The sequence below is a fragment of the Bosea sp. 124 genome (assembly GCF_003046175.1).
Lineage (GTDB): Bacteria > Pseudomonadota > Alphaproteobacteria > Rhizobiales > Beijerinckiaceae > Allobosea.
The window spans coordinates 2,412,232-2,425,245 of record NZ_PZZM01000001.1; the positions used below are offsets into that span (position 1 = coordinate 2,412,232).

Annotated in this window: 11 protein-coding genes; 7 read left to right on the top strand and 4 right to left on the bottom strand. The window is 66.6% G+C overall.

Going from position 1 to position 13,014, the window contains the following annotated elements; all coding sequences use genetic code 11:
• Positions 1–48: 48 nt before the first annotated feature.
• Positions 49–2,820, bottom strand: coding sequence for a preprotein translocase subunit SecA (secA, locus tag C8D03_RS11370; protein ID WP_108046357.1), 2,772 nt, complete (start codon positions 2,818–2,820; stop codon positions 49–51).
• Positions 2,821–3,200: 380 nt separating this feature from the next.
• Between secA and C8D03_RS11375 the strand changes: the two genes are divergently transcribed.
• The 7 genes from C8D03_RS11375 (at position 3,201) to C8D03_RS11405 (ending at position 10,371) form a co-directional block, all read left to right on the top strand.
• Positions 3,201–4,046, top strand: a complete 846-nt coding sequence (locus C8D03_RS11375; RefSeq protein WP_108046358.1) for a peptidylprolyl isomerase — start codon at positions 3,201–3,203, stop codon at positions 4,044–4,046.
• Between the two features lie 136 nt (positions 4,047–4,182).
• A complete protein-coding gene (gene argJ, locus C8D03_RS11380) occupies positions 4,183–5,433 on the top strand; it encodes a bifunctional glutamate N-acetyltransferase/amino-acid acetyltransferase ArgJ (RefSeq protein ID WP_108046359.1) in 1,251 nt (416 codons plus the stop codon).
• Positions 5,434–5,502: 69 nt separating this feature from the next.
• The gene (locus tag C8D03_RS11385; protein WP_108051527.1) at positions 5,503–6,576 is read left to right on the top strand and encodes a MaoC family dehydratase; all 1,074 of its coding nucleotides are present in this window, start codon (positions 5,503–5,505) and stop codon (positions 6,574–6,576) included.
• A gap of 352 nt (positions 6,577–6,928) precedes the next feature.
• The gene (gene sdhC / locus C8D03_RS11390) at positions 6,929–7,324 is read left to right on the top strand and encodes a succinate dehydrogenase, cytochrome b556 subunit (protein WP_108046360.1); all 396 of its coding nucleotides are present in this window, start codon (positions 6,929–6,931) and stop codon (positions 7,322–7,324) included.
• Between the two features lie 11 nt (positions 7,325–7,335).
• Complete coding sequence (gene sdhD / locus C8D03_RS11395) at positions 7,336–7,728, top strand: succinate dehydrogenase, hydrophobic membrane anchor protein (RefSeq protein ID WP_108046361.1); 393 nt, start codon at positions 7,336–7,338, stop codon at positions 7,726–7,728.
• Between the two features lie 4 nt (positions 7,729–7,732).
• Positions 7,733–9,565: a succinate dehydrogenase flavoprotein subunit gene (gene sdhA / locus C8D03_RS11400; RefSeq protein WP_108046362.1), complete on the top strand. Its 1,833-nt coding sequence runs from the start codon at positions 7,733–7,735 to the stop codon at positions 9,563–9,565.
• 14 nt (positions 9,566–9,579) lie between these two features.
• The gene (locus C8D03_RS11405) at positions 9,580–10,371 is read left to right on the top strand and encodes a succinate dehydrogenase iron-sulfur subunit (RefSeq protein ID WP_108046363.1); all 792 of its coding nucleotides are present in this window, start codon (positions 9,580–9,582) and stop codon (positions 10,369–10,371) included.
• A gap of 199 nt (positions 10,372–10,570) precedes the next feature.
• Here C8D03_RS11405 and C8D03_RS11410 read toward each other — a convergent pair whose 3' ends face one another.
• The 3 genes from C8D03_RS11410 to C8D03_RS11420 are packed head-to-tail and all read right to left on the bottom strand — an operon-like array spanning position 10,571 to position 12,924.
• On the bottom strand, positions 10,571–10,882 hold the full coding sequence (locus tag C8D03_RS11410; RefSeq protein WP_108046364.1) for a DUF6968 family protein: 312 nt from the start codon (positions 10,880–10,882) through the stop codon (positions 10,571–10,573).
• Entirely contained in the window at positions 10,883–12,121 is a 1,239-nt protein-coding gene (locus C8D03_RS11415; RefSeq protein ID WP_248308434.1) for an NAD(P)/FAD-dependent oxidoreductase, read from the bottom strand.
• Positions 12,118–12,924: a glutamine amidotransferase gene (locus C8D03_RS11420; protein ID WP_108046366.1), complete on the bottom strand. Its 807-nt coding sequence runs from the start codon at positions 12,922–12,924 to the stop codon at positions 12,118–12,120. Before C8D03_RS11420 ends, C8D03_RS11415 begins: the two co-directional genes overlap by 4 nt.
• Positions 12,925–13,014: the final 90 nt, after the last annotated feature.

Here is a 13,014-nt window from a genome sequence, read left to right on the forward strand (position 1 = left end):
CGGGATGATGGCCCGCCCGGCGGGCCTGTGCAACGGGCTGCGTCCGCCTCAGACGTATTGCCCGTGACAGTGCTTGAACTTCTTGCCGGAGCCGCAGGGGCAGGGCTCGTTGCGGCCGACCTTGCCCCAGGTCGACGGATCGTCCGGGTTGCGGTCGAGCACGGCGACATCGCCTTCGATGGCGGCGAACTGCATGCTGCCGGAGCCGTAGTCGCCGAAGGGCGAAGGCAGCGTGTCCTGCGCCGGCGGGCCGGCGTCCTCGGGCTGCTCGAAGCGGACCTCGATGCGCATCAGATTGCCGGTGACCTGCTCGCGCAGCCGCCCGATCAGCGAATCGAACAGCTCGAAGGCCTCCTGCTTGTACTCCTGCAGCGGGTCGCGCTGGGCGTAGCCGCGCCAGCCGACGACCTGCCTCAGATGGTCGAGCGTGACGAGATGCTCGCGCCAGAGCGTGTCGAGCGTCTGCAGCAGCACCTGCTTCTCGACATAGGTCATGACCTCGTCGGTGTTGCGCTCGATGCGCGCGGCATAGTCCTCGTCGGCGAGCTTGCGGATGCGCTCGCGCAGCTCGGTGTCGGCGATGCCTTCTTCCTTGGCCCATTCCTCGATGGGGAGGTCGAGATTGAGCAACTGCATCACGCCTTCCTTGAGGGCGGTCGTATCCCACTGCTCGGGATAGGCCTCCTCCGGGATATGGCGGGCGACGAGGTCCTCGCAGACGCCGTGGCGCATGTCGTCGGTCGTCTCGCGCACGCTCGCCTGGCGCATGAAGTCGCGGCGCTGCTCGAACACGACCTTGCGCTGGTCGTTCATGACGTCGTCGTATTTCAGGATGTTCTTTCGGATGTCGAAGTTGCGCGCCTCGACCTTGCCCTGCGCCTTCTCGACCGCCTTGTTGATCCAGGGATGGACGATCGCCTCGTCCTCCTTGAGGCCGAGCTTCGTCAGCATCCCGTCCATGCGGTCGGAGCCGAAGATGCGCATCAGGTCGTCCTGCAGCGACAGGAAGAACTTGGAGCGGCCGGGGTCGCCCTGGCGGCCGGCGCGGCCGCGAAGCTGGTTGTCGATGCGCCGGCTCTCATGGCGCTCGGTGCCGACGATGTAGAGCCCGCCGGCCTTCAGCACGCGCTGCTTGAAATCGGCGACCTCGGTGCGGATGCGGGTGGCCTGCGCGTCGCGCTCCGGACCCTCCTCCATGCCGGCAAGATCGTGGGCGATCCGCATGTCGGCGTTGCCGCCGAGCTGGATGTCGGTGCCGCGGCCGGCCATGTTGGTGGCGATGGTGATCGCGCCCGGCACGCCGGCCTGCGCGACGATATAGGCCTCCTGCTCGTGGAAGCGGGCGTTCAGTACGGCGAAGGCGCGCGACGGCTTGCCCTGGCGCGCCGCCTCGTAAATCGGCTCCAGCGCCTTGGGGTTGGTGAAGTCGATCAGCTTGAAGCCGTCCTTCTCCAGCATCTCGGCGATCAGCTCGGAGCGCTCGATCGAGGTCGTGCCGACGAGCAGCGGCTGGCCGGCATCCTGCGCCGCCTTGATCTCGCGGATGACGCCGCGGACCTTCTCCTCGAAGGTGCGGTAGACCTCGTCGTCCTCGTCCTTGCGCGAGACGGGGACGTTGGTCGGGATCTCGACGACCTCGAGCTTGTAGATCTGGAAGAACTCGTCGGCTTCGGTCGCGGCGGTGCCGGTCATGCCGGCGAGCTTGGCGTAGAGCCGGAAATAGTTCTGGAAGGTGATCGAGGCGAGCGTCGCGTTCTCGGGCTGGACGGTGACGCCCTCCTTCGCCTCGAGCGCCTGATGCAGCCCTTCGGAATAACGCCGGCCCGGCATCATGCGGCCGGTGAACTCGTCGATGATGACGACTTCGTCGTTGCGGACGATGTAGTCCTTGTCGCGGGTGAACAACGAATGCGCCCGCAGTGCCTGGTTGACGTGATGGACCAGCGTGACGTTGTGCGCGTCGTAGAGGTCGCCCTCCTTGAGCAGGTCGGCCTCGCGCAGCAATTCCTCGATATGCTCGTTGCCGGCCTCGGTCAGCGAGACGGCGCGCTGCTTCTCGTCGACCTCGTAGTCGGTCTTGACCAGCCCGGGCAGGATCTTGTCGATCTGGACGTAGAGATCGGACTTGTCGTCGAGCGGGCCGGAGATGATCAGCGGGGTGCGGGCCTCGTCGACCAGGATCGAGTCGACCTCATCGACGATCGCGAAATGATGGCCGCGCTGGCTCATCTGCCCGACTTCGTACTTCATGTTGTCGCGCAGGTAGTCGAAGCCGAACTCGTTGTTCGTGCCGTAGGTGATGTCGCAGGCATAGGCGCGCTGGCGGTCCTCGTCCTCGATGCCGTGGACGATGATGCCGACGCTGAGGCCGAGGAAGTTGTAGAGCTTCGCCATCCACTCCGCGTCGCGGCGGGCGAGATAGTCGTTCACCGTGACGACGTGGACGCCCTTGCCTTCGAGCGCGTTGAGATAGGTCGGCAGCGTCGCGACCAGCGTCTTGCCCTCGCCGGTCTTCATCTCGGCGATGGCGCCCTCATGCAGCACGATGCCGCCGATGAGCTGGACGTCGTAAGGCCGCTGGCCGAGCACGCGTTTGGCGGCCTCGCGCACGGTGGCGAAGGCCGGCACCAGCAGATCGTCGAGCTTGGTGCCGTTGGCGATCTGCTGCCGGAACTCGGCGGTGCGTGCCTGCAGCGCCTCGTCGCTCAGCGCGGAGACCTCTTTCTCGAGCGCGTTGATCGCCGCGACCCGGGGGCCATAGCCCTTGACGCGCCGGTCGTTCGACGAGCCGAAGAGTTTCTTTGCGAGCGCGCCAAGCATGTTGGGCCTTTCGGTGGTATTGCCTTCAGGCCGCGCGGCCGGGTTCCCGTGCGCAGCCCAAGACCTGAATTCTCAATGCGACCGCGTGTTTAGACGCGTGCGGGGGCGGGGTCCAGCGCCGCTTTGCGCTCCGGCCCGGCCGTGCGCGCGGCACGCGACCGCAGCATAGCGGGTCGCGCCCGATGTAAGGTTTGCCGCCGCTTCTTCCAAGGCCGGCCGCAAGGGACGGCGTGCAACGCGCAGCGCCGGGGCGCGGGCCGGCCTGCAAAGCTTCGTGATACCGTCGATCAGGGGCCTTGCACGCCTTGCCTTTGCCGCGTTCAACTGGCAGTGCAGCCGCGATCAGAGATTTCGGCTCTATTTCCTCAAAGGGCATCCCCATGAAGTTGTCTCGTCTCGGCATGCTCTCACTCGGCCTCGCGCTCGTCGCGACGCCGGTCTTCGCACAGGCCGACAAGGTCATCGCCAAGGTCGATGGCATCGCCATCACCGAGCGCGAGATCGCGCTGGCCACCGAAGATCTGGGCGAGCGGCTGGCCCAGCTTCCCGACGAGCGCAAGCGCGACGAGGTGATCAACTATCTCGTCGATCTGAAGCTCGGCGCCAAGGCCGCCACTGCCGCGAAGACGGCCGACAGCCCGGACTTCACCGCCCGCCTCGCCTATTTCCGCGAGAAGGTGCTGCTCGACCAGTTCCTGACCGCCGAGGCCAAGAAGGCTGCGACGCCGGAGGCCGCCAAGAAGCTCTATGACGAGACCACCAAGGGCATGGCGCCCGAGGAGGAGGTCAATGCCCGCCATATCCTCGTCGAGGACGAGGCTCAGGCCAAGGCCGTCGCCGAGCGCCTGAAGAAGGGCGAGGACTTCGCCAAGGTCGCCGCCGAGCTTTCCAAGGATCCGGGTTCCGGAAAGGAAGGCGGCTCGCTCGGCTGGTTCACCAAGGACCGCATGGTGCCGGAATTCGCCGAAGTGGCCTTCAAGCTGACCAAGGGCCAGGTCTCCGATCCCGTGAAGAGCCAGTTCGGCTGGCACGTCATCAAGCTCGAGGACAAGCGCGCCAAGCCGCTGCCGGATTTCGCGGCGGTGAAGCCGCAGATCGACCAGTATCTCGAGCGCAAGGCGCAGCAGGACATCATCGTGGCGCTGCGCGAGAAGGCCAAGATCGAGCGTCTCGACCAGCCGGCCGCGCCCGCGACGCCGGCTCCGGCCGAGCCCAAGAAGCCCTGAGCAACCCTGTCGTCATTCTCGGGCGGAGCCCGAGCACGAGGTGGGATACCGATGACGAAGGGCGGCTCCTCAGCCGCCCTTCTTGTTTTCGTCACCGGGCTGCGGCACATCAGCCTCCCGCACAGGAGATGCCACGATGGCCGGCAAGGATGTTCCCGTTTCCCCGCTCGCGCCGAAGCGCCAGCCCAAGGTTCCCCCGGTTCCGGGCGTCCGCTTCGCCACGGCCGAGGCGGGCATCAAGTACAAGGGCCGCACCGATGTCTGGCTGGCGCTGCTCGACGAGGGCACGCAGGTCGCCGGTGTCTTCACCCGCTCGAAATGCCCCTCCGCGCCGGTCGACTGGTGCCGCGAGAATCTGAAGCAGGGTTTAGCCCGCGCCGTCGTGGTCAATTCGGGCAATGCCAATGCCTTCACCGGGCTGAAGGGGCGCGATTCCGTCGCCCTGACCGCGAAGATCGCGGCCAAGGCGGCCGGTTGCAAGCCACAGGAGGTGTTCATCGCCTCGACCGGCGTGATCGGCGAACCGCTCGATGCGACCAAGTTCGAGGGTGTGCTGCAGGACTGCGCCAAACGCGTCGCCGACGGCCCCTGGATCGACGCGGCGCGGGCGATCATGACCACCGACACCTTCCCGAAGGCGTTGACCCGCAAGGCCAAGATCGACGGCCATGAGGTCGTGCTTGCAGGCATCGCCAAGGGTGCCGGCATGATCGCGCCGGACATGGCGACCATGCTCTCCTTCGTCTTCACCGACGCCCCGATCGCCGCGCCAGTGCTGCAGGCGCTGCTGTCGAAGGGCGTGAAGGGCTCGTTCAACGCCGTCACGGTCGACAGCGACACCTCGACCTCCGACACGCTGATGCTGTTCGCCACGGGCAAGGCGGCAGCCCGCGGCGTTCCTGCGATCACCGAGATCACTGACGCCCGCCTCTCCGGCTTCAAGCGCGCGCTGAATGCGCTCCTGCTCGAACTCGCCCATCTGGTCTGCAAGGATGGCGAGGGCGCGCGGAAATTCGTCGAGGTCCGCGTTGCCGGGGCTGCTTCCTCTCGCTCGGCCAAGCGGGTCGCGCTCTCGATCGCGAATTCGCCGCTGGTCAAGACCGCCATTGCCGGCGAGGACGCCAATTGGGGCCGCATCGTCATGGCGGTCGGCAAGGCCGGCGAGCCGGCCGACCGCGACCGGCTCGACATCTCGTTCGGGCCGATCATGGTGGCGCAGCAGGGCGCCCGCGCGCCGTCCTATGACGAGGAGGCCGTCTCCGCCTATATGCAGGGCGAGCACATCGTCATCACGGCCGATCTCGGCATCGGCCGCGGCAAGTCCACCGTCTGGACCTGCGATTTGACCAAGGCCTACATCGAGATCAACGGCGACTACCGCTCCTGATCCATGCGGGGCTGGACGCTGACGCCCGCCGCAGCGCACACTCCCGGCGAGCCAGCCGCGAGTGTGCCCATGCCCGGATCAGCCAGCCAGACCGCCCCGAAGACCAGCGCGGGGCGCTTCTTCGAGGATTTCCAGCCCGGTGACGCGATCGTCCACGCAACGCCGCGGACGGTGACGGCCGGCGACGTCTCGCTCTACACCGCGATCTATGGGCCACGCTTCGCGGTCCAGTCCTCGGATGCCTTCGCCAAGGCGATCGGCTATCCCACCGCGCCCATCGACGATCTGCTCGTCTTCCACATCGTCTTCGGCAAGACGGTGCCGGACATCTCGCTGAACGCCGTCGCCAATCTCGGCTATGCCAATGGGCGCTTCCTGAAGCCGGTCTTCCCCGGGGACACGCTCTCGACCACCTCCGAGGTGATCGGTGTGAAGCAGACCTCCGCCGGCGATGCCGGCATCGTCTATGTCCGTTCGATCGGCCGAAACCAGCGCGACGAGATCGTGCTGAGCTATGTGCGCTGGGTTCTGGTGCGCAAGCGCCAGCCGGGCACGCCGGCCCATGCCGAGCAGGTGCCGGACCTGCCCAAGGCGGTCATGCCGGAGGAACTCGCCGAGGGCTGCCCGGCGATCGAACTCACCGCCTATGACGATGCGCTGGCCGGGTCGACCTTCCGCTGGGGCGACTATGCGGTGGGCGAGCGCATCGACCATGTCGACGGCATGACGGTGGAGGAGGCCGAGCACCAGCTCGCGACGCGGCTCTATCAGAATACGGCCAAGGTGCATTTCGACGCCCATGGCGCGCGCGACACCCGCTTCGGCAAGCGGCTGATCTATGGCGGCCATGTCATCAGCCTGGCCAGGGCGCTCTCCTTCAACGGGCTTGGCAACGCCTTCCACATCGCCGCGATCAATGGCGGGCGCCATGTCGCGCCGCTCTTTTCCGGCGACACGGTCTTCGCCTGGAGCGAGGTGCTGGAGACGGCCGAACTGCCCGGGCGCGAGGATGTCGGCGGGCTGCGGCTGCGGCTGGTCGCGACCAAGAACCGGCCCTGTGGCGACCATCCGCTGAAGACCGGCGATCAGTATGCCGCCGACGTGATCCTCGACCTGGACTACTGGGTGCTGCTGCCGCGCTAGATCGCCTCCCGCCGGCCGGAACCGTCATTGCGAGGCGCGAAGCGACGACGCAAGTCCGGGGGGCTCACTCGGCGTGCCGGATTGCCTCGCTCCGCCCGCGACGGCGGTTCACATCGCGCGACAGGCGGGCCGTCCTTAAGCGTTTGGAGTCGTTCTTCTGCGACAAGACAGCGTCGCGCCCGTGCAACGACCGGCCTGCAACGGTAACGAATGACAGATTCTGTCTTCTGTCACTTGGCCGTCGCCGTGCCGCATTGCGGCAGGGTTCCGGTTTCGTTACAGAGCCAAACACTCTAGAACGATCCCAAATGGATAAGGCCTGCTGCCGGGCCGCTCTAGTCGGAGAACGATCTTGGCCGAGGTCAAACAGGCGGCACGCCCGCTTTCGCCGCATCTGCAGATCTATCGCTGGTCCTGGACCATGGCGATGTCGATCGCGCATCGCGCCACCGGCTCGGCACTCTATGCCGGGACCGTGCTGGTCGCGGCCTGGCTGGTGGCGGCGGCGTCCGGGCCTGCGGCGTTCGACACGGCGCAGGCGATCGCGGGCTCCTTCCTTGGCCGTCTCGTGCTGTTTTTGTATTCCTTCGCGCTGCTGCACCACATGGTCGGGGGCTTGCGCCATTTCGTCTGGGACATGGGCCACGGCTATGAGCCGGAGACCCGGATGAACATGGCCAAGTACAGCGTCTTCGTTTCAGGCGGGCTGACGCTGCTCGTCTGGATCGTCGCCTACGCCGTTCGTTGAGGAGGCAGACGATGCATTCCAACTCCTCCATGCGCACGCCGCTCTCCCGTGTTCGCGGCCTCGGCTCCGCCAAGTCCGGCACCGGCCATTTCTGGCTCCAGCGCGTCACGGCAGTCTCGAATCTCATCTTGACGGTGATCTTCCTTGGCATCGTGCTCTGCCTTGTCGGCAAGCCCTATCCGGCGGCCATCGCGCTTCTGTCGCACCCGCTGGTGGCGATCCTGATGCTGCTCTTCATCGTCTCGGGCTGCATCCATATGCGGCTCGGCATGCAGGTCGTCATCGAGGACTACATCCATGGCGAGGGCGCCAAGATCGCCGCCGTCATGGCCAATACCTTCTTCGCGATCGCGGTCGGCGCTGCCTGCGCCTACGCGGTGCTGAAGCTCTCGTTTGGAGGCTGATCCGATGGCGATCACCAAGTCCCGCCCGGTTCCGGCCTATGCCGGCCAAGCCTATCCGATCACCGACCACACCTTCGACGTCGTCGTCGTCGGCGCCGGCGGTGCCGGTCTTCGCGCGACCGTCGGCTGCTCGCAGGCCGGCCTGCGCACCGCCTGCATCTCCAAGGTGTTCCCGACGCGCTCGCACACCGTCGCGGCCCAGGGTGGCGTTGCCGCCTCGCTCGGCAATATGGGCAAGGACACCTGGCAGTGGCACATGTTCGATACCGTCAAGGGGTCGGACTGGCTCGGCGACCAGGACGCGATCGAGTATCTCGTGCGCAATGCGCCGGCCGCCGTCTACGAGCTCGAGCATTGGGGCGTGCCGTTTTCGCGCACCGAAGACGGCAAGATCTACCAGCGACCCTTCGGCGGCATGACCACCGAATTCGGCGAGGGTCCGCCGGCCCAGCGCACCTGCGCGGCGGCAGACCGCACCGGCCATGCCATGCTGCATACGCTCTACGGCCAGGCGCTGCGCTACAACACCGAGTTCTTCATCGAATACTTTGCCATCGACCTGATCATGGACGAAGACGGGCATTGCCGCGGCGTGATCGCGCTCAAGCTCGATGACGGCACGATCCATCGCTTCCGCTCGCAGCAGACGATCCTGGCGACCGGCGGCTACGGCCGCTCCTATTTCTCGGCGACGTCCGCCCATACCTGCACCGGCGATGGCGGCGGCATGGTGCTGCGCGCGGGCCTGCCGCTGCAGGACATGGAGTTCGTGCAGTTCCACCCGACCGGCATCTACGGCTCGGGTTGCCTGATCACCGAGGGCGCGCGCGGCGAGGGCGGCTATCTGACCAATTCCGAGGGCGAGCGCTTCATGGAGCGTTATGCCCCGTCAGCCAAGGACCTCGCCTCGCGCGACGTCGTCTCGCGCTCGATGACGATGGAGATCCGGGCCGGTCGCGGTGTCGGCAAGAACAAGGACCACATCTACCTGCATCTCGACCATCTCGACCCGAAGATTCTGCATGAGCGCCTGCCGGGCATCTCGGAGAGCGCCAAGATCTTCGCCGGCGTCGACCTGACGCGCGAGCCGATCCCGGTTCTGCCGACGGTGCATTACAACATGGGCGGCATCCCGACGAACTTCCACGGCGAGGTACTGACCAAGGTCGGCGACAACCCGGATACGGTGGTGCCGGGCCTGATGGCGATCGGCGAGGCCGCCTGCGTCTCGGTCCATGGCGCCAACCGGCTGGGCTCGAACTCGCTGATCGACCTCGTGGTCTTCGGTCGCGCGGCGGGTCTGCGCTGCGCCGAGACGGTGACGGCCGGCGAGAAGCAGCCCGAGCTGCCGAAGAACTCGGCCGATCTCTCGCTGACCCGCCTCGACAGGTATCGCAACGCCTCTGGCGGCACCCCGACCGCCGAGCTGCGCGGGCGCATGCAGCGCATCATGCAGGATAATTGCGCGGTCTACCGCACCGGCGAGACTCTGGAGGAGGGCCACAAGCTCATCCATCAGGTCTGGGGTGGCATCACCGATATTGGCACCACAGACCGCTCGCTGATCTGGAATTCGGACCTGATCGAGACGCTGGAATTCGAGAACCTGATCACCCAGGCCGTGGTGACGATGGACTCGGCGCTGCAGCGTCCGGAAAGCCGCGGCGCCCATGCGCGCGAGGATTATCCGAACCGCGACGACAAGGACTGGATGAAGCACACGCTCGCCTGGATCGACGACGAGAAGCGCACTGTCTCGCTCGATGACCGTCCGGTGCACACCTACACGCTCTCGAACGATATCGAGTACATCAAGCCCAAGGCGCGGGTGTATTGAGGACGATCTGACAGATGGCCGAATTCAATCTCCCGCAGAACTCCCGCCTCGTCGCGGGCAAGACCTGGCCGAAGCCTGCCGGCGCCTCCAAGCTGACCGAGTTCAAGGTCTATCGCTGGAGCCCGGACGACACCGAGAATCCGCGCACCGACACCTATTATGTCGACCGCGATGATTGCGGGCCGATGGTTCTCGACGCGCTGATCTGGATCAAGTCCAAGATCGACCCGACGCTGACCTTCCGCCGCTCCTGCCGCGAGGGCATCTGCGGCTCCTGCGCCATGAACATGGATGGCAAGAACGGGCTCGCCTGCACTACCGGCATCGACGAGTGCTCCGGCAAGAAGGGCGACAAGGTGGCGATCTACCCGCTGCCGCATATGCCGGTGATCAAGGACCTCGTCCCCGACCTCACCCGCTTCTATGCCCAGCACGCCTCGATCGAGCCCTGGCTCAAGACGACGACGCCGGCGCCCGAGAAGGAATGGGCGCAGGCCAAGGACGACCGCGAGAAGCTCGACGGCCTCTATGAGTGCATCCTGTGCGCCTGCTGCTCGACCTCCTGCCCGAGCTACTGGTGGAACGGCGACCGCTATCTCGGCCCCGCCGCGCTGCTGCAGGCCTATCGCTGGCTGATCGATTCACGCGACGAGGCGACCGGCGAGCGGCTCGACGATCTCGAAGACCCGTTCCGGCTCTATCGCTGCCACACCATCATGAACTGCGCGAATGCCTGCCCGAAGGGCCTGAACCCGGCCAAGGCGATCGCGGAGGTCAAGAAGATGATGGTGACCCGGCAGGTCTGAGGCGGCGCAAATCCGCGAGCGTGGCCGTCTGACGCGACGGCCTGCGCTTCCGGTGCTCACGGACATAAGTCCGCTCCGCTCCGGTTCTCGGCCGCCACGTCAGCCGACTCCCGCTGGCGAATTTTCGCTGTGCCTCAGCGGTAGGCCTTGCTCCAGTCAGGGCACGCCCTTTCCGTCATACTCGGGCAGTGAATCGAGCTCAGCTTGATGAGCCGCCCTCCGGCGGAGACTTCGGCAAATCGAGGTCCGCGTCCCCGAGCCAAGTCAATCCTTCATTCAATGTCTCGGGCGCGTAAGTGAGTTCCGCCTGCACGGCTTTCATCGCAAGCAACAACGCCTGCACGCTATCGATGCCGAAAGCCCGGTAGCTTCTGGTTCGATCCGGCCATTCGATCCGATAGTCACAGCGCCAGTCGTTGCCGTCCGGCACTGGTGCGAAGAAGCTAACTTCAACATGCCCGCTTCGGCCGAGTTCAAATGTTCGGCTAGCGATCACGGCGGAGGACTCCATTCAGAGATACCGCCCCGGCGCAAACGGCTTCGGGTCTGCCGGCGGCGTCTCCCCGCAGATCAGCGCTGCGACGATCTCGCCCGTTATAGGCCCAGTTGAGAAGCCCAGATGCTGGTTGCCGAAGGCGAGCCAGAGGCCGGGATTGCGGGGCGCTTCGCCGATCATCGGCAAGGAATCCGGCAGGGTCGGCCGGGCGCCGCGCCAGGTCTCGCCGTCGAATTCGTGCAGCGGGAAGGCCTCGCGGGCGCTCTTCGTCACCGCCTCGATCTGGCGATGCTCGTCGGGCGCATCGCGATGGCTGAGGTCGACGCCGCTGGTGATGCGGTAGCCCTGCTCCATCGGCGCCATGAAATAGGCCGCGTCGACGTCGTAGACCGGGCGGGCCAGGGTCGCGCCATCCTTCGCCCGGAGATGGCGGTGATAGCCGCGCTCGACATCGAGCCGGCTGTCGAGGCCGAGCGGCGCGATCAGATCCATGCTCCAGGGGCCGAGCGCGACGACGGCGATCTCGGCTTCGAAGGCGCCCTTGTCGGTTCGCGCCTGCCAGGCGCCGCCGTCATGGACGAGCTTCTCGATCCGAGCCTGCACGATCGCGCCGCCACGCCGCGCGAAGAGCTCGGCATAGGCCTGCGTGACGGCGCCGGGCGAATCCACCGAGGCGTTTTCGAGGCAGAGCAGGCCGGCGTGGAAGATCGGGTTGAGCGCCGGCTCGACGCCGGAGATGCCCTGTCGGTCGAGCACCTGCGAGACGATGCCATGAGCTGCGAGGAAATCCTGCTCGGCCTTGGCCGCGGCGTGTCCGGCTTCCGTCCGCCAGACCTTGAGCGTGCCGGTCTCGCGCAGGCGGTGGGTGACGCCGGCTTCAGCCATCAAGGCGCGATGGCGCTCGACCGTGCTCGCGGTCAGGGATTCCAGTGCCGCGATGCGGGCCGCGGCCTGCGAGGGGCGGGCTTCCCACAGGAAGCGCAGCAACCAGCCGGGGCGGGTCAGCGCCCGCTTCCAGTTCAGGTTCAGTGCCGGGTGGCGGTTGCCGAGATAGCTCGTCAGCTTGCCGAACAGGCCGGGATTGTTGAGCGGCACGATCGAGGAGCGAGCCAGCACGCCGGCATTGCCGTAGGAGGTCTCACGGCCGGGCTCGCGGCGGTCGATCAGCGTGACGGCGAAGCCACGCTTCTGGAGACTGAGCGCGCAGGAAACGCCGACCATGCCGGCGCCGAGAACGATGGCTGTACGGGTCACGCGGATTCAGTCTCTGCCGGAACTTTAAGCCAGTGGTCGAGGAAGCCGTCGAGCCAGAGCCGGATCGCCGGATCGTGCTGGTACCAGCCTTCGAGATGCAGATGCCGCAATTGCGCGCCCGGCATCAAGGTGCGTTCATGGCCGCGCACCGACCAGCGGCACATCATCGCCGGGGTCACCTCCGGGTGGAACTGGATGCCATAGGCCCGGGGGCCGGAGCGGATCGCCTGCACCGGGAAGTCGCCGCCGGTCGCCAGGCACTCGGCGCCGGGCGGGCAGTCGAAGCCCTCGCGATGCCATTGATAGACGGTGCCAGGCCAGGCGAATCCGGCCTCGCTCGCGTGGCTCCTGCCATGGTCGGTCAGGTCGAGGCCGTAATAGCCGACCTCGGCGCGGCCCTCGGGATGGGTGTAGACGGTGCCGCCGAGCGTCCGGGCGAGCATCTGCGCGCCGAGGCAGATGCCGAGATAGGAGGCCTCTTCCTTGAGGCAGACATTGATCCAGTCGATCTCCGCCTTGACGAAGTCGTCGGGGTCATTGGCCGACATCGGCCCGCCGAAGATGACCGCGCCGGCATGGTCGCGCATCGTCTGCGGCAGCGGATCGCCATAGCGCGGCTTGCGGATGTCGAGGGCGTGGCCGCGGGCCTGCAGCAGGCGGCCGACGCGGCCCGGCGTCGAATGCTCCTGATGCAGCACGATCAGGACGGGCTTGAGCGCGGGCCGGCGGCGCAGAAGCGGTGCGCGGGAATCGGGGGCGCGGGGCTTGCGGGTCGGTCGGGCCAGAAGGGCGTGGTGGTTCATCGCGAAATCAGGGTCGCCCGGAAGCGGTCTTGAAGGGGAGATGGGCGGAACGCCATGCCATGGCCCGAGAATGCGGTCGCAGTGAGGGGG